This window comes from Wolbachia endosymbiont (group A) of Portevinia maculata (genome assembly GCF_964028525.1).
GTDB lineage: Bacteria > Pseudomonadota > Alphaproteobacteria > Rickettsiales > Anaplasmataceae > Wolbachia.
In genome coordinates, this window is sequence record NZ_OZ034786.1 from 397,975 (window position 1) to 415,796 (window position 17,822).

A 17,822-nucleotide genomic window follows, 5' to 3' on the forward strand; every position below is an offset into this window, starting at 1 on the left:
TTTTATAAAGACTCTGCACCACCTATAACTTCAATTAAATCAGTTGTAATTGCTGCTTGACGAGAACGATTATAAAGCAATGCTAGTTTGTTCAGCATCTCTTTAGTGTTTCTGTTTGCTGATTCCATAGCAACCATTCTAGCACTATTCTCACTTGTTGCGCTTTCAAGTAAAGCAGAGTAAAGAGCAATTACAACGTAATCCTGAATCAAAGATTTTAAAATAAATTCAATATTTTGTGGTTCATACTCATAGCCGTAATCTGTTGTTGGACCAGCCAGAGAGTTATCAATCAAGGATGAGTCTTTACTCCATGGTTTTATTGTTTCCAACATTGGTTTTTGCGTGAAGGTATTATAGAATTTACTATAAAAAACTTTAACTTTATCGTATTTACTTAGATCTATACCACCAACCAAAGCTTCTACGTGCTTTAACGTGATCCCCTTACTATTTTCAATTTTTAAGATACTTTTAGAGTCAAACCTATTTTTACCTACATCAAAAGCTTTTTTACCAAGAAATACAATATCTACTTTTTTGCCATTTGCGATTGACTTATTTACACGCTCTTGACTAAATTTGACAATAGAAGAGTTAAAGTTGCCGCACAAGCCACGATCAGACGCAACAATGAATACTAGGTAAGAACCGTCATTACTGATATTTAGAATTTTTGCCAGTAATTTTTGATCAACTGATAGCATTAATGAAGAAATAATGCTATGCAGCTTAGATATATATAATTTTGAATTTGATAATTTCTTTTGGCTTTGTAATAACTTTGCTGCAGAAACCATTTGCATTATTTTCGTGGTTTTCTGTACAGACCTAATATTCTTAATTCTTAAGGATAATTCCTTTAAGCTCTTCATTTTGTATACAACCCTGATTTATTAAAATATATAATTGTTAGTGTCTAAAAGCAAGTTTTTTTGACATTAGAACCAAGTCTAACTAAAAAACTTGCAGGTTTATTATTTTGAAATAAGGGTTATATTAAGAGATCTACTCCAAAAATTGTTCAATAGAGGTCTTTGATGGTAATTTCCCATATATTATTATCATCACACTTTGTGGAACCTTATAATATATAATAAACGCAATTAAAACTATTGCAATTTGAACATTTATGATCCCATTGCTTTAGTTCTCTGTTACAATTTTTACACTTCCAGCCCGGATCAGGCAAAGCTTCTGAGCCCATCTTGTTTAGCCAATAAATTACCTTGTCGTGTTCTTGCAATGTAACCTTAAGTTGTATTACAATAAAGTAGATTGACATGTAATTAGCCTTTTTTCATAGCAGTGTCTAAATATTGACTTGCAAGATCATATTTACCTGAACTCATTGAGGACAAAGCAAGTAAACAGTAACTAAAATAATAATCAGGGCGTAAGTTGTATAGTCTTTCAGCACCTTTACTATTTAAATTGATGTACATTTTAGCTGACTGAGGAGTAGGATTTACTGCATATTCTGCCTCTAGCACTGCAGAAGCTTTTCTGATTTTTCCAAGTTTAATATATAATTCTGCCTTTAAATAATTAATGGGCCGAAAAGTTGCATAATAACTTTGTGCTCTGAGTAAAGACTTTATAGCCCCTTTAAAATCCCCTTTACTTTCATATTGTTTTGCCAAAGCACAATAAAAAACTGCAAACATTTCTTTATGGTCAAAGGGAAGAAAAATATTGAACTTAACTGCTTCCCTCAACTTCAAAATTGCATTAATCCAATCTTCTTTCAATATGCAATGCTCTATTTGAAAGGGAATAGATAGCATTTTATCATTAATTGAACTAGAGCAATATTCTATAAATTTTTGAAAGACTACTTTTTCTTGTTTGAGGTGAACAATCAGCTTATTGGCCAGAAGTAGAGCTAAGTTACGATTTTTATTTGCAACGTTTGTTAAACCGTTACTGAAAAAGCTGTAATTTCCCGTCTTACCTGAGTTAAAGAGCTTTATTAAAGATAACTTATCACTCTTCTCATTTAGACTTTTAACTAGCTTTTCAGCATTCTCTATATTGTCTAAGTCTATGCTAAAAAAAGCTTCAAAGAGAAGCAATTCTTCCCTATCCCTTCTTCTATTTCTTATGTTGGCAAATGTTGATAAAATGGAGGAAAAAAAGCGTACAAGTGTAATTAATAAAAATAATAAAACTACACAAGTAAAAATAATGAAATATAGATCAATACTTATAGTGTAATTGCCTAATTCCAATTTTATTACTTCACCACTTACCTTGACCCATATGCCAAATAAAAACGAAAGAGCGAAAATTATAAAATAAATCATGAGATATATTGTAATAAGTGATGATATATTGTTGAAATATTCTTAGAAGCTACAATAAAACCATTCAATTTATTCAGCCATGGCTTGAATTCTGAATGCGTTAAATTGCTTACTGTAACAGTTATATTTTGCCAATCATTATCGTTTATTGACTCCTCAATTTCTGCGAATTTTGCCCTTAATGGGTCATTTTTATCTTGTATTCTAATCCAGTTTGAAATGATTTTTTTAGACAATGTACTTTTATTGTAGTTAATAACAGCAATGGTCTTCTCAAAAGATAACTTCAACTCACGTAAAGTATCTACCTCTTTCAAACTTTCCAATTCATTTACTGCATTTTCTATCTCTGGATCATCAAGCTCTGATATCAAAGGCTTTATTGAATTTATATGATTATCAAATTTTGCTTCTCGCAATAACGAATTCTTCATTTTAACTACAAGTAGCAGCAATCTTGCGAGGTTCTTATACCTTGAGCTACCATCACCTTGCTCACATTGAGTGTGCAGACCTCTCTTTAAGTCAAATATCTTTTTTTCTACCCTGGATTGATTAACTTCAAGTGACATTCTGAATTCATCTATTTTTTCCGTTAAAACATTTATATTGTCTTCGCTTTCTTGCTGACTTATTTTAAAAAAGATTATGTTATTTATTGTGATGTAACCGGTAAATAACAATACAATTAAGAACCAACCTATGTACTTTTGCTGAGTATCATTCATAACGTAGTATCTCCGCAGGATCTTGTGCAGCTGCCTGCAATGCAGGAGCAATTGTCGCTAAAAATGATAAGAGTAACGCAAGTGCAGAAATACTTACTACATCTTGAGGGACTAATATCACCGGTAAACTTGAAAAAAAGTATATCATAGGATCAAACAGCTTGACGTTAGTAATGTTTTCTAAAAACACTCTAATACTTTCGATATTGAGAGAAAAAACGACACCTATAATACAGCCAAGACAAGTTCCCGTAAAACCGATTAATAGACCACAAGCGCAAAATATGCGCATAATGCTTCCACTTGTTGCACCAAATGTACGCATAATTGCAATCGCGGATTTCTTTTCTTGCACTATCATCATTAAATTTGAGATAATATTAAACGCTGCTACAACTATAATCAAAGTAAGAATTAAAAACATCACATTTCTTTCAGTTTTTAAAGCACTAAAATAATGGCTTTGCTGTGATTGCCAACTTTCAGCTTTCATTCCTATTTCTTTTTCTATAGCATCTGCAAGCTTACCAGCTCTAGTAACGTCGTCTACAAGTACTTCTATATTTTTTATGCTATTTTCATAATTAAAAAAGGCTTGTGCTGATTTTAGAGGCATATATATCAAGGTATTATCATACTCAAACATACCCATATCAAATATTGCTATAACTTTATATTTTTTCATTCGCGGCATTTCACCAAGTAATGCATCAAATTCTTCAGATGATATAAACGTAATTTTGTCGCCATAGTCAACGTTCAAAGCTTCTGCCAATCGTGCTCCTATTATTATCCCTTCATCAAATTTTTTTACATCACCTATAATTACATTATTTGTAATGGTAGTACTATCAAGCAAATCTTTAGTTGACACACCTCGCACTACGCTACCTGCAATTTTACCATTTGCTACAATAATAACTTGATCATTGGTCATAGGAGTAGCTTTTAATATACCAGGAATTTTCTCAATCAATTTCGAAACTGTGCAGTAATCTGAATTTATGTTCCTATCAAAATAAACATTAATATGGCCATCAATGCCAAGTATTGAGTCAAGCAACTTTGCTCTGAATCCGTTCATCACAGACATCACCACTATTAGTGTTGCAACTCCAAGGGCAATGCCGATAATAGAGAACAAAGTCGTTATAGAGCAAAATCTGGCATTTTTCGCTCGCAAATAGCAAGCAGCCATAGTAATTTCAAAGGCAATGGACATTACAAAATATTTTGAGGTTAAACATTATATTCTTGAAACTTCGTATAATTGTAGACTTTTCTTTATTTGAAAACTAGATATTTTTACTCCTTTAAATTTAGCAGACTTATAGAGTATCTTTAACATTAGAATTTCAAAATCTTCCATATACATCATCCAACCTCACTATATCATTATCAGATAAATGCTCTCCTATCTGAAATTCAACTATTTCAAGTGGAGAGCTTGTGCTTCTATTTTCAATCCTATGGGAAACTTCCCTTGGGATTTCTATCATATGGTCTTTTACTATAGCATATTCTTTGTCGCCTAAACTAACATACCCAACTCCCGATAGTACTATATGGTATTCATCTCTATAGTGATGGAATTGCTTAGAAGTGCAGCTTAATGGATTTATAAAAAGATATTTTATAAGAAAATTTTCGCCTATTAAAATTATACTACAAAATCCCCATGGCTTGATTTCTCTTCTTATCGCTTTTGCTTTCTTAACCTTATTAATAAACGATATTAGGCTTTTGTTTGGTTGCTTATAAGCTCCACCCAATAAATTTTTATTACTTTCTGTCGTTGAAACTGGCTCTCTTTTTTTTGTTACATGTCGGAATGACGACGTAAACTTCTCACTCAATTCTAAAACTGAATTCCAAGTTCCAACATCCAGCCAATCGAAATTAGCTTCTATCATTGCAACGTTTTTTGCTTTTTCCATTACCAAGTAATCAATAGAGACGCCTTCAATTCCTGCAAAATCTCGTTGTTTTAAATACAGAAATCTCTCTTGCGGTGTGAAATGTTTCACACTTGCAAAACATAAATTATAAAGAGTCGGGGCAGATTTTTTGATCTCATCTATATAGCGTTTTGCTTTGAACACAAATATTCCAGAATTCCAATAATAATCATTACTTAATACATGCTCAGGTTTCTCTATGAAATCCTTTACTATATGATACTTTTCCTTATGATCATAAACTGCATTTATATAGCCGTATTCAGAATTGAATTCATGAGGCTTAACTCCAAACGTAACTATAGAGTTAGTTTCAGAAGCTAGCTGAGATGCTTTGTGAGCAGAAGCATAAAAATTATTCAAATCACCTATAAAATGGTCTGAAGGCAGAATTAACATTATCTCGTTTTCATTGCAGAGAAGCGCAGCAATTAATATCGCTGCTGCTGTTCCAATTTTCACTGGTTCGAAAATCACTTTATATTCTCGCAGCGCATGCAACTCCTTCTTCACTAACGACTCGTACTGTATATTTGTGGCAATTATGGGTGGCATATAACCACTTTTTAGCCTCAATAAAGTGTTCTGAAACATAGTGTTATGGCTAAATATTTTTTGAAATTGCTTTGGCTTCGATAAAGGCCAAAGTCTGCTGCCACTACCACCACATAGTATTACAGGGCGCATATAGTTAAGAAAATTAATTAAATAATTAACATCTTATGCTAATAGTAAAATGCATGCAAGTTTTTGTTGTGGAATAGTTAATAAAGAAAGTAAATGTTAATTTAAAGTAGTGGCCGGTTAGCGAGGAGGTAATTGAAATTTTTCGTCTTGCAATGAACTCCGTCTGCTTAGTACTTCATTAACATGAGGAGTATCACTCACTTTTTCAACATCTGCTTTTTTAGACGCAGCTATTTTCTCATTACTTTTGTTTTGCAACTTCTCCTTCTTTAAGCTTTTTCCAATATCTGGTTCTCTAGATTTATCTATACTTTCACTACTTTTATTTGACGGCTTCTCTAAGTCTTTTTCAATACCTGGCCTTCTAGCATTAAGCTCATCCCATGTGCCCACTATACTAAGTGGCTTATGATCCTTTTGCCCTGGCTTTAGCCTTTCTCCACCTTTAATAACATTAAAGTCACTTTTTGCTTCTTCCCAACATCCTTTCAATTGGTGTTTCCACATAGTGAAGTAAGCATCACCATACTTCTTCTTATCTGCTACAAATAATAAAATTGGAGCCTTAAGTATGGTAGCTCCCATATTCACTAAATTTTTTACTGCCATTGCAGGGGTGAACAAAAGATAGCCAAAAGACTTTGCAATTGGGTTTTGTTCGCTTATTAAATACTCCCCTAACTTTATAGGAAGAGAAGTCAACAATTTAGTACAAACTTTAGCCAAGCTTGCAACGAAAATAATAGGAACAGATATAAGACTTTTATCTAGCTCCAAGTTATTATTCTGATCTCTAATTTCTGAAAAATGGGTGCTTAGCTTCTTGTAATCACTAGTGTATAGTAATTTTCCATTTCTTCCTTTTTCATCTCTATCTTTCTCATCAACTTCTCCCGTGTCATCATTGATGAAGCAACCTTTTTTAGCAAGAAAAGAAGAATTAGTTAATCTAAGTAACTTAGTATCAACCTCAAAGACCGGCAAGTGTTTTTCAAGATCTATTTTTGAAAACTTAAATGGCTTATAAAATTTACTATAATCATTAACCTCACGCCTACCTTTACTAACTAAAAAGTCAATAGTAAAGTAAGATTTTTTATCAATTTCCTTAACCAAGGCTAGATCAAATTCGTATTCATTATATATAAGCTGGTACTCTGGATTTCCGTCTTTATTTTTTACAAGCTTGTCATTTTTTTTTACAACTCTCCCAGAATCTACAATCTGATCATAATTTTTTGGATATTGACACTTTCGTCCATCCTCATATATCATTACCTTTCTAAGGTCTTTGACATAAACTTGAGACTCAGATGAACTAAATAGATCCTTCACCTTTAGCGTAAGGTCTATTCCCCACTTTTTCAATGTCTCTAACATATTGCTAAACCAAAATCGCTATAGTTCAATGATAAAACTAGTACACTAATAATATATTAACACAGAATTGGCAATTTTACAAGAAAATATGCCTGTAGAAGACAAAGATTGTAAAAGCGAGGGTTATATAAGTAATGCTTGATAAGTACTTTATGCATGTAATTGTGAAAATCCTTAGAGATACGCTGTGTATATAATCTTCACACACTACCTGCATTCCAAGAATTGCGTGCCAAAAAATGCAAAACAACAATACAACAAAAAATAAAAGCTCTAGAGGGTGATTAATAAATTTTTCACTAAAAGACAAAGAGCTATCAGTATAAAATGCGCAAGAAAATGAATAGATAAACCAAGGAAACAGGAGCAGTAAAATTACTGCAGAAACACGCTGTACCCACCAATGATGTACTGAATTTCCAGATTGACTCATATAAACATAAATAAAAAAGCAATAGTAGAAAGAAGTAGCGTTACTGTCAGCAGTATAGCACTCCTTGAAACGCCAGTAATTTCTAAATTAAGCCCAACATCCCACAATAAATGACGAATACCATTAAGAAAATGATATACAAAACTTACAAAACATAAGACATAAGCTAATTTAGCAACAGGAGTGAATAATAATGCATTTAAGTACCTTACTATAAGTAACTCAGGAAAGTAAACATGTAATATGAAATACCAAGAAAGTATCATTAATAAAAGGAATAGCAAGATACCAGTCAATCTGTGCATAATAGAGAAAAAACTAGTAACTTGTACTTTATATATTTGTAAATGTGGAGAAAGAGGCCTATCACTCATAAAATTTCGTTATTGGGAAATTAAAATAAAGTAGAAGTAAAGACAGCAGTATAGCACATAACAACACCATCATTAAAAATGGTAAGTTATGCGCAAAGCCCAAGGAGGTAATCCAGCTGCAGATTCCCCTACTGCTACCTTGTTACGACTTCACCCCAGTCACCGATCCCACTTTAAATAACTCCCTCCTTGCGGTTAGGTCGTTAGCTTCGAGTGAAACCAATTCCCATGGCGTGACGGGCAGTGTGTACAAGACCCGAGAACGTATTCACCGTGGCATGCTGATCCACGATTACTAGCGATTCCAACTTCATGTACTCGAGTTGCAGAGTACAATCCGAACTGAGATGGCTTTTAAGGGATTAGCTTAGCCTCGCGACTTTGCAGCCCATTGTAGCCACCATTGTAGCACGTGTGTAGCCCACTCCATAAGGGCCATGATGACTTGACATCATCCCCACCTTCCTCCAGTTTATCACTGGCAGTTTCCTTAAAGTCCCCAGCATTACCTGATGGTAACTAAGGATGAGGGTTGCGCTCGTTGCGGGACTTAACCCAACATCTCACGACACGAGCTGACGACAGCCATGCAACACCTGTGTGAAATCCGGCCGAACCGACCCTATCCCTTCGAATAGGTATAATTTCCATGTCAAGGAGTGGTAAGGTTTTTCGCGTTGCATCGAATTAAACCACATGCTCCACCGCTTGTGCGGGTCCCCGTCAATTCCTTTGAGTTTTAATCTTGCGACCGTAGTCCCCAGGCGGAATGTTTAACGCGTTAGCTGTAATACAGAAAGTAAACTTCCCATATTTAACATTCATCGTTTACAGCGTGGACTACCAGGGTATCTAATCCTGTTTGCTCCCCACGCCTTCGCGCCTCAGCGTCAGATTTGAACCAGATAGACGCCTTCGCCACTGGTGTTCCTCCTAATATTTACGAATTTCACCTCTACACTAGGAATTCCTCTATCCTCTTTCAATCTCTAGGTTAGCAGTTTTAAAAGCAGTTCCAAGGTTAAGCCTCGGGATTTCACTTTTAACTTACTAACCAGCCTACGCGCCCTTTACGCCCAATAATTCCGAATAACGCTAGCCCTCTCCGTATTACCGCGGCTGCTGGCACGGAGTTAGCCAGGACTTCTTCTGTGAGTACCGTCATTATCTTCCTCACTAAAAGAGCTTTACAACCCAAAGGCCTTCTTCACTCATGCGGCATGGCTGGATCAGGCTTTCGCCCATTGTCCAATATTCCCCACTGCTGCCTCCCGTAGGAGTCTGGACCGTATCTCAGTTCCAGTGTGGCTGATCATCCTCTCAGATCAGCTATAGATCATTGCCTTGGTAGGCTATTACTCCACCAACTAGCTAATCTAATATAGGCTCATCTAATAGCAATAAATTTTTCCCCCGTAGGGCGTATACGGTATTAGTTGCCGTTTCCAACAATTATTCCGTACTACTAGGTAGATTCCTATATATTACTCACCCGTCTGCCACTAAGTTATACCATAGCAAGCTACAATATAACTCCGTTCGACTTGCATGTGTTAGGCCTGCCGCCAGCGTTCATTCTGAGCCAGGATCAAACTCTCAAATTTAGACTTCAACCTATAAAAGGTTGAGGGTACATCGGATAAATCCGACAAAAAATAATTTAGCTTAATACTGCTGTCTTTATTTCTACTTTAGAAATATTTTAATCTCCAACTATTCAAACAACTTTGAGAACATTATTATGTGATATAATCACTATGTCAATATGTTTTTGCAAATCAAAAGCATTAATGTATAAATATATAACTATTTGGAATATTACCATGAAAAAATACATCTTTCTGCTTGCACTCGCACCAATGTTAGTTGGCATCACATTATACTTATTGCGCAACATTGATAACACAAAACAATCTATAACTGCGGGTGACAAGTTTTACGAAGTATTATTCTTTAAAAAAGATAATAAGCCGCTGCTAGAAGAAATAGATTCAAATTGGGTGTATTTAGCAAATTTTGAACACGCATTCAATCATATCTCAGATTCAATGCCAACAAACACAGCATCTATTTATAATGATTTGGCAGATGATAAAGATGCTCCTAATGTTTTGCGTGAGTTAGCACAATACTTAGAGGTAATGAGCTTACTTCACTCCAACGGTGAAAAAATAAATAAAGATAAAATTGATAATTTAGAATCAAGTGCAGTGTATCCTTATTCAAGCCAAGAAGCTATCGCTGTAGTAAAGATACATAATAACGACATTAAAGGTGCAACTGAAATATTGCGTTCCCTATTAAATGACAGAAAATGCCCTATCCTAATCAAAGCTAATGCACAAGAACTACTCAGGATATATGGAAGTTAACTCATTAGACTTTTTGTATAGTTTTTGGCAACAACCGTTAGAAACGAAAAAACTTCCTTGACAAACTCCGCCAGCCCCCTTATCATGATAGTGAAGGTATTCAGTTATCTTCATCTGTGCAGATTAAACAGCAAGAAAACAACGTAGTTGGCGTCTTATTTTTAATTTTTTGCACTATGTGCACCTTATGTCTTCACAACATTTCTGGGTTTTTACCTATATAAGCTGAAACGCGCTTATAAGTCGTTTAAGACAGTATAGTACTCCAATTTGCAGGATTAGAGAGTGACAACTAGCTAACACGGGGTTTCTTTTGCCTTTTTTTCTGCTTAGTAAATTTCTTAAACATTTAAACTAAGGTGAGTTGCATTTAAAAGCAGCTAAATTGCAGTGTTTAAGACTTAAAAAACGCCAATACTGAAAATAGACAATGACTAGGGCTTCTTTTGCCTTTTTTTTCGTTTGGTAAATTTCTTAACGTTTGTAGCTAAAAGAGCCCAAGAGAGGTGTCATCCCGCTGCTTGTTAGCGGGATCTATGTTAAGAGATACCGCGAATGAATCGCGGTATGACGTAGGACTGCTGTCATCCCAGTGCTTGACACTGGGATCCAGTTTTCCATATAATCTCATCGAAAATGTTGTAACCACTTTCTATGCTAGTTTGCTTGCTTACAAGCAAACTTTTCTGGATCCCAGTGTCGGGGCACTGGGATGACATCATTCTTTTTCCTGGATCCAAGTAGTCTGGGCACTGGGATGACAAAAAAAGGATGCTACTGGAATGACAGGAGAATGGGCTACTTGGATCCTAGAGGGAAGCGTTCGTGCAATTATTGTGCATGAATTTAAATGGCACAACTTATGACAATTATCTTCGCACCAAAACGTTTGTGAGACTCAGTGGTTAGATTTACTTCGCCTATTCAGCTAATTTTTATTACAATTATAACAAAATAATTTTGGCTTTGATGAAAACTGTATATGTATGTCAATCCTGTGGTCATAGCACTGGTAGGTGGGTAGGAAAGTGCATTGCATGTGACAATTGGGATACAGTTGTTGAAGAAATAGCAGTAAAAACGGGCAAAAGAAGTATATCTGCGCCAATTTTAATAAAGGCGTTATCGGGTAGCGAAATTATCACTCCAAGTCGTTTTCTAACAGGAGTAGAAGAATTAGATAGAGTTTTTGGTGGGGGTATCGTTCAAGGTGCTAGCATTCTAATTGGAGGCGAACCTGGTATTGGAAAATCTACCCTTTTGCTTAGAATTGCAGCTAATGTTGTGCAACTTTCCTCTTTTGAATGTCTTTATGTATCTGGCGAGGAATCTTTAGAGCAGGTGAGCCTCAGAGCAAAGCGTCTTAAGATAAATGAACCTAAAATTAAGCTTTTATCTACAGTGTCTTTAACTGATGTAGTAGCAACAATAAAGGAAAATAAAAGCATTAAATTTTTAGTAATTGACTCTATACAAACAATGTATGATAGCAGAATTACATCGGCACCAGGAACTGTAACTCAGGTTCGTACTTGTGCCCATGAATTAACCATTCTTGCAAAACAATATGGTGTTTCTCTTTTAATAGTTGGTCATATAACTAAGGATGGGCAAATAGCTGGACCTAAAACTTTGGAGCATATGGTAGATACGGTATTATATTTTGAAGGTGAAAATAGCAATCAATACCGTATTTTGCGTACTATTAAAAATAGATTTGGCCCTGCAAATGAAATTGGTGTTTTTGAGATGTCTGAAGCAGGACTTGTGCCTGTTGATAATCCATCATCATTGTTTCTGATGGCCCATGACAGAGAAGTAGTTGGCAGCGCCGTATTTGCAGGAATTGAAGGTTCAAGACCAATTTTAATGGAAGTTCAAGCGTTGATAGCAGGGACTAATATGGCAACCCCAAGAAGGGCAGTAGTTGGGTGGGATATTAATCGATTGGCTATGATCATCGCGGTGCTAAATGCTCGCTGTAAAATGTTTTTGCATGATAAAGAGGTATACCTAAACATTGCAGGGGGACTCAAAATACAGGAACCATCGGCTGATCTTGCTGTTGCTGCTTCCCTTATTTCAAGTGTAGTAAATTTACCGCTGCCAACTTCTTCAATAATCTGCGGTGAAGTTGCACTTTCAGGAGAAATTAGGAATGTCTCGCATGCTGATCTTAGACTAAAAGAAGCACAAAAGTTAGGATTCAAAAAAGCAATTATGCCTAAAAATGGTAATTACTCTTCTCATGATATTGAGATAATTAAGCTTGGTCACGTAAGGGAATTAAGAGAAGTCTTTAATTACAATTAAATAACGCTTCAGCAAACTCTTTACTAGTAAACTCCTTTAAGTCCTCTATACTTTCACCAATTCCTATAGCATGTAACTTTACCTTATAAGCTTCTGCAAGTCCAATTACTACTCCGCCCTTAGCGGTGCCATCTAGCTTTGTTATGATTAGCCCGGTAACACTAACCATCTTACTAAATGCCTCTAATTGGCTATAAGCATTTTGGCCGGTAGTTGCATCAAGAACTAAAATAACGTCATGAGGGGCAGTGTCATCCAATTTCTTTATCGTTCTATATATTTTTGATAACTCCTCCATAAGGTTCACATTATTTTGTAGCCTGCCTGCTGTGTCAATTAGAACAACATCAACGTTATCTTTTATAGCTTGACTCACAGCTCTATATGCCACACTTGCAGAGTCGCTACCATGCTCTCCAGTAACAATCAAGCAATCAGAACGTTCTGCCCAAATGTTTAATTGTTCACTAGCAGCAGCTCTAAATGTATCACATGCAACAAGCATAACGGACTTTCCCATCTCCTTATATTTATATGCGAGCTTACCTATAGTTGTGGTTTTACCATTACCATTTACTCCACATACCATTATTATATGTGGTTTTTTGTTCAAAATTAACGGTTGCACAACTGGGCTCAATATAGCTTCTATTTCGTTCATTAACTGCTGCGAGATAATATTATACTCAACTTCCTTGTCAAATTTGATGCTTGTGAGCCTGTCAATAATCAACTTGGAAGTTTTATGACCAATATCCATGCTAATTAGCAATTCTTCTAGCTCATCTAAAAGCGACTGATCTAATTTTTTTTTGCCAGAAAAAATACTTTTCACCCCGTCGCTAAAGCGAGAAGAAGTTTTTAACAAGCCTTTATAAAGGTTACCAAATAAACTCAAGAGAATACTCCTTTTAAATTACAAACTTAATTACAATATAGAGAATGACATGCACTACGTGAATTTGTAAAGTAAATATACTCATTTTCGTAATATTTTGTAAGTAAAATATACACAAAACTAGTGTATTTCACTTTAGTTTTTAACCTAAATATGTTATAATGTAGAATAACGGTTCACAGGTAATTTTATGAGTTATAATGAGAAAATTTTAGATCATTACGAAAATCCAAGGAATGTTGGCTCTCTGGATAAAAATGATCCAAATGTTGGTACTGGTTTAGTTGGTGCACCATCGTGCGGTGATGTAATGAAATTGCAGATAAAGGTCAATGACAAAGGTGTTATTGAAGATGCAAAATTTAAAACTTTTGGTTGTGGTTCTGCCATTGCTTCAAGTTCCTTGTTAACAGAGATGATAAAGGGAAGAACCATCAGTGACGTTACACAGATAAAGAATACTCAAATAGTGGAAGAGTTGTCTTTACCTCCAGTGAAGATACACTGCTCGGTGCTTGCTGAAGATGCTATAAAGGCTGCTATTCATGATTATCAAAGCAAACAAAGTAAAGGTGGACATTGAGAACTAAAGCATGAGTGAATATCAAGGAGTAAACGCTATAAAGAAAGATAAAAAACTTATTACTATAACTGCGAAAGCAGTAGAAAGGATAAGGTATTTATTGGACCAAAAGAAGCATACTAACCTTGAGAAACCGGAAGAAGCAATAGGAATAAGAGTGCTAATTAAACAAAAAGGATGTTCTGGTTTAAAATATGATATTGAATATGCATATGATACTCGTCCTTTAGAGTCGATAATTGAGGAAAACTGCAGTGATGACCAAAAAGTTAAAGTGTTGATCGATCCAAAATCTGTCATGTTTATTCTTGGCTCTGAAATGGATTATGTAGAAGAAAAATTTTCATCGGGTTTTGTTTTCAAAAATCCTAATGAGAAAGGAAAATGTGGTTGTGGAGAGAGTTTTCATGTCTAGCAGCTATTTTACATTGTTTGAAATTGAACCAACTTTCAATATCAGCTTTGATGAGTTAGAGAAAAAATATATTGAGCTAAGCAGGACTGATATAAACGAAGGACAATCTAAAAATATAATTAATATTAACAAAGCTTATCAGGTGCTAAAGTCACCTCTAAAACGTGCCGAGCATTTGTTGAATCTTTTTGGTGTGGAAAGCCCAAAGGATCATCCAAATTCTGAAATATTAAATGAATCAATGGAAATAAGAGAATATTTGCTGGACTGCGATGATCTACAATTTGCAAGTAGGATGGTTGATGAAAAAATAAAAGATTGCGTTAAAAACCTAATTAACACTTTTGCTGTAAAGAATTTTGATGGAGCTGCTACACAAGTCTTAAGATTGAAATATTTATATAAGTCATTTGAGGAGGTGAAAAAGAATGCAACCAATTCAAATTTCTGAACCAAATTCAAGTGAAGTAGTTTTTGGTATAGATCTTGGCACTACTAACTCTTTAATTGCTATGGTAAATAAAGCTGGCAACGTGGAGATATTTAAAGATGAGCAGGGAAGAGAGCTACTGCCTTCTGTTATTTCGTATGAAAATAATACATTGAAAACTGGCTGTGACGTCGGTCAAAATGCAATCTACTCAATAAAGCGTTTAATGGGTGAAAGTGTTGAAGAATTAAATAAAGAAGGCCTCAATTTTGAAATAGATAACGAAAGTGAAAAAGTTATTAGAGTAAAATGCTCAGAGGAAAAGTATCTTACTCCTGTTGAGATTTCTGCTGAGATATTAAAAGCTTTATGCGAGAGGGTGAAAAAGTCTACAGGAATGGAAGTAAAAAAAGCAGTGATCACTGTGCCAGCTTACTTTGACGATTCAGCACGTAACGCAACTAAATATGCAGCAAAATTAGCTGGCATAGAAGTTCTTCGTCTCGTTAATGAACCAACTGCTGCTGCACTTTCTTACTCCATTGAAAAGAACAACAGCAGCGGAATATATGCAGTTTACGACCTTGGTGGAGGAACATTTGATATTTCAATATTGAAATTACATCAAGGAGTGTTTCAAGTCCTTGCGGTTGGTGGTGATACCAAACTCGGCGGTGATGATTTTGATCATCTTCTGAGTTCAATTGTACTTGATAAGTATAGAGAAAAAGTAGGTTTAAACAAGGAGTCGACAACACACCTTAATGTCATTCCAACACATAACGCTGGAACCTGCAATATCCGTACCGCGAAAGAATACTTAAGTGAAAATGCATCAGGCACTTTTGGCTTTAACATTAACGGCAAGCCATTTGAATGTGAAATAACTAGAGAGAAGTTCGAACAGGCAATAAGTCCTTTAGTTAATAAGACTATCAATATAGTCACTCGTACTATAAGCGACATAGATCTTAAAATTGATGATATAAAAGGAGTAATTTTAGTTGGTGGTGCAACTAGAACACCATTGGTTCAAAATTCACTAGTCAAGCTCTTTGGAAATAAAGTACTGAATGACGTGGATCCAGATAAAGCAGTTGTCATGGGAGCAGCTCTGCAGGCTCATGATTTAACTTCGAGCTCAAAAGATAAGAATATTCTCCTGGATGTTTTACCTTTATCACTTGGCATAGAAACTATGGGAGGCATAGTTGAAAAAATCATACCAAGAAATACACCACTACCAGTTTCAGAGATAAAAGAGTTTACAACTTATGTTGATGGGCAACCAGCAATGAAAATTCACGTTTGTCAGGGAGAACGTGAAATGATCGAGGATAACAAATCTCTAGCGCAGTTTGAACTAAAAGGTATACCGCCACTGCCTGCAGGTTCTGCAAGAGTTGAAATAGAATTTACAGTTAACGTTGACGGGATCTTGACTGTTACTGCAAGAGAAAAAACTACTGGAATTGAGCAGACAGTTAAAGTAAATTCAAGTTTTGGCTTGAGTGAAGCTGATGTTCAAAATATGGTTAACCAGTCAATAAACAGCTTTGATGAAGATATGAAGGCTCGTTCCCTTGCAGGTGCTAAAATTAATGGAAATAAACTCATACACTTGGTTGAAAACAATAATAACCTTTCCACTGATCAAAAGTTGAAAAACCTATTACAAAATGCAAAAAACGCTTTACAAGGCAATGACTTGAATGAAATTAACAACACTATCGCCGAGTTAGAAAATTCTTCTTTAGAGTTATGTGAATTAACAAATAGGTAGAAAAAGCTTACACAACCTTGTGCAATACCCTATTTAATCTCAAAGCAACAGGTAACCTGAAATTAAATGGTAACCAATCGACCTTCCCCAATTTAAACGATAAACCAACTATACTTACACGCCCAATGATATTTTCCATTGGTACAAAACCAACCTCAGGAAACCTGCTATCCAAAGAATTATTTCTATTGTCTCCCATAACAAAAAATTGATCGTTAGGTACATAATAAACCGTAGTGTTATATGATAGCTTATTAGAAATGTTATCTACCAAAATCTCATGCTCCTTGCCACTTAAAAGCGTTTCTATATATCTTGGTATGTTACGATTTGACTCATAATCAAAAAAACTTTCAATTTGCCTTCGCTCTACTTTCTGATCATTTAGGTATAATTCTCCCTCTATCATTTGCACTTTGTCGCCTGGTGTTCCTATTACTCGCTTAACAAATCGGATACTGTCGTTTCTTGTGGGTTTGAAAACTACTATGTCGCCACGCTTTGGAGGGGTATAAAAAATCCTGCCGCTAAAAATGTTTGGAGAAAATGGAAATGAGTGTTTACTGTAACCGTATGAATATTTACTAGTAAAAATGTAATCCCCTTCAAGTAGGGTGCTTTTCATTGAACCAGAAGGTATATGAAATGGCTCGAATAAAAAACTACGTATTGATAGCGCAATCAACAGTAAAAAAAACAATGAAGATAAAAATCTTCCCGTTCTTATCACCCAGTTTTTGCTTAGTTCTTCCAACTTTTCCAACTTTGTTTTTCTTATAGATTAAGCTTATTATAATACATAAATTAAAAAATGGTAATATGAAATTTTACTTGTGAATGTTATTCCTCTATTCAAAACAATTTTGAAAAGGCGGTTCATTTCTTTCAACGGTGTCATCCAAGTAGCGTGACACATAACTGTACGAACATTGCAATTTGCAGGTGGCAGATGAAAGTAGCTGACACTGAGATCCAGAAAAAAGAATGGTGTCATCCAAGTAGCTGACACTGGTTCCTGCAATCTCATCGAAAACGTTGTAACCACTTTCTATGCTAATTTGCTTGTAAGCAACCTGGATCCCAGTGTCGGCTACTTGGATGACACCATTATAGAGTGAACCAGTGTCAGCTACTTTCATGACACCATCTGGATGCAAATTTC

17 protein-coding genes, 1 rRNA gene and 1 pseudogene are annotated in these 17,822 nt (G+C 35.2%); 6 read left to right on the forward strand and 13 right to left on the reverse strand.

The genetic code is table 11. The features are described from left to right. Positions 1 to 2: 2 nt before the first annotated feature. The 9 genes and pseudogenes from atpG to ABWU36_RS02090 form a co-directional block, all read right to left on the reverse strand. Positions 3 to 875 carry an ATP synthase F1 subunit gamma gene (gene atpG / locus ABWU36_RS02050; protein ID WP_264688382.1) on the reverse strand — a complete coding sequence of 291 codons (873 nt, stop codon included), beginning with the start codon at positions 873 to 875 and terminating at the stop codon, positions 3 to 5. A 209-nt stretch (positions 876 to 1,084) separates the two neighbouring features. Beyond that, a pseudogene (locus tag ABWU36_RS02055) lies at positions 1,085 to 2,306 on the reverse strand (heme biosynthesis protein HemY). After that, positions 2,303 to 3,034: a hypothetical protein gene (locus ABWU36_RS02060; RefSeq protein ID WP_253309852.1), complete on the reverse strand. Its 732-nt coding sequence runs from the start codon at positions 3,032 to 3,034 to the stop codon at positions 2,303 to 2,305. Before ABWU36_RS02060 ends, ABWU36_RS02055 begins: the two are co-directional and overlap by 4 nt. Further along, entirely contained in the window at positions 3,027 to 4,256 is a 1,230-nt protein-coding gene (locus ABWU36_RS02065) for a lipoprotein-releasing ABC transporter permease subunit (protein WP_353272937.1), read from the reverse strand. The genes ABWU36_RS02060 and ABWU36_RS02065 overlap by 8 nt, the downstream gene beginning before the upstream one ends. Positions 4,257 to 4,389: 133 nt before the next feature. Further along, entirely contained in the window at positions 4,390 to 5,679 is a 1,290-nt protein-coding gene (locus ABWU36_RS02070; protein WP_265016488.1) for a sugar phosphate nucleotidyltransferase, read from the reverse strand. Between the two features lie 117 nt (positions 5,680 to 5,796). Next, a complete protein-coding gene (locus tag ABWU36_RS02075) occupies positions 5,797 to 7,059 on the reverse strand; it encodes a hypothetical protein (protein WP_253309856.1) in 1,263 nt (420 codons plus the stop codon). Between the two features lie 76 nt (positions 7,060 to 7,135). Then, positions 7,136 to 7,492, reverse strand: a complete 357-nt coding sequence (sdhD, locus tag ABWU36_RS02080; RefSeq protein ID WP_353272938.1) for a succinate dehydrogenase, hydrophobic membrane anchor protein — start codon at positions 7,490 to 7,492, stop codon at positions 7,136 to 7,138. Beyond that, complete coding sequence (gene sdhC, locus ABWU36_RS02085) at positions 7,489 to 7,866, reverse strand: succinate dehydrogenase, cytochrome b556 subunit (protein WP_253309858.1); 378 nt, start codon at positions 7,864 to 7,866, stop codon at positions 7,489 to 7,491. Before sdhC ends, sdhD begins: the two co-directional genes overlap by 4 nt. A 100-nt stretch (positions 7,867 to 7,966) precedes the next feature. Continuing rightward, a 16S ribosomal RNA gene (locus ABWU36_RS02090) occupies positions 7,967 to 9,470 on the reverse strand. 153 nt (positions 9,471 to 9,623) lie between these two features. On the opposite strand from ABWU36_RS02090, the gene ABWU36_RS02095 reads away from it, so the two are divergent. After that, positions 9,624 to 10,238, forward strand: coding sequence for a hypothetical protein (locus ABWU36_RS02095; RefSeq protein WP_353273211.1), 615 nt, complete (start codon positions 9,624 to 9,626; stop codon positions 10,236 to 10,238). A 584-nt stretch (positions 10,239 to 10,822) separates the two neighbouring features. Here the strand turns inward: ABWU36_RS02095 and ABWU36_RS02100 are convergent. Further along, positions 10,823 to 11,002, reverse strand: coding sequence for a hypothetical protein (locus ABWU36_RS02100; RefSeq protein ID WP_265016489.1), 180 nt, complete (start codon positions 11,000 to 11,002; stop codon positions 10,823 to 10,825). A 205-nt stretch (positions 11,003 to 11,207) separates the two neighbouring features. Here ABWU36_RS02100 and radA point away from each other — a divergent pair, with 205 nt between their 5' ends. Next, the gene (gene radA / locus ABWU36_RS02105; protein WP_265045316.1) at positions 11,208 to 12,551 is read left to right on the forward strand and encodes a DNA repair protein RadA; all 1,344 of its coding nucleotides are present in this window, start codon (positions 11,208 to 11,210) and stop codon (positions 12,549 to 12,551) included. Here the strand turns inward: radA and ftsY are convergent. Then, a complete protein-coding gene (gene ftsY, locus ABWU36_RS02110; protein ID WP_253309540.1) occupies positions 12,538 to 13,449 on the reverse strand; it encodes a signal recognition particle-docking protein FtsY in 912 nt (303 codons plus the stop codon). The two genes, radA and ftsY, sit on opposite strands and share 14 nt — an antisense overlap. Positions 13,450 to 13,639: 190 nt before the next feature. Between ftsY and iscU the strand changes: the two genes are divergently transcribed. The 4 genes from iscU to hscA are packed head-to-tail and all read left to right on the forward strand — an operon-like array spanning position 13,640 to position 16,660. Next, complete coding sequence (gene iscU, locus ABWU36_RS02115) at positions 13,640 to 14,032, forward strand: Fe-S cluster assembly scaffold IscU (RefSeq protein WP_114516867.1); 393 nt, start codon at positions 13,640 to 13,642, stop codon at positions 14,030 to 14,032. A gap of 10 nt (positions 14,033 to 14,042) precedes the next feature. Then, entirely contained in the window at positions 14,043 to 14,447 is a 405-nt protein-coding gene (locus ABWU36_RS02120) for a HesB/IscA family protein (protein ID WP_264328899.1), read from the forward strand. Next, on the forward strand, positions 14,440 to 14,898 hold the full coding sequence (locus ABWU36_RS02125; RefSeq protein WP_253309542.1) for an iron-sulfur cluster co-chaperone HscB C-terminal domain-containing protein: 459 nt from the start codon (positions 14,440 to 14,442) through the stop codon (positions 14,896 to 14,898). Before ABWU36_RS02120 ends, ABWU36_RS02125 begins: the two co-directional genes overlap by 8 nt. After that, entirely contained in the window at positions 14,876 to 16,660 is a 1,785-nt protein-coding gene (hscA, locus tag ABWU36_RS02130) for a Fe-S protein assembly chaperone HscA (RefSeq protein ID WP_353272939.1), read from the forward strand. Before ABWU36_RS02125 ends, hscA begins: the two co-directional genes overlap by 23 nt. Positions 16,661 to 16,667: 7 nt before the next feature. Here hscA and lepB read toward each other — a convergent pair whose 3' ends face one another. Both lepB and ABWU36_RS02140 read right to left on the reverse strand, forming a co-directional pair. Further along, positions 16,668 to 17,414: a signal peptidase I gene (gene lepB, locus ABWU36_RS02135; RefSeq protein WP_253309972.1), complete on the reverse strand. Its 747-nt coding sequence runs from the start codon at positions 17,412 to 17,414 to the stop codon at positions 16,668 to 16,670. Between the two features lie 94 nt (positions 17,415 to 17,508). Then, positions 17,509 to 17,817, reverse strand: a complete 309-nt coding sequence (locus ABWU36_RS02140) for a hypothetical protein (protein WP_264688372.1) — start codon at positions 17,815 to 17,817, stop codon at positions 17,509 to 17,511. Positions 17,818 to 17,822 lie beyond the last annotated feature (5 nt).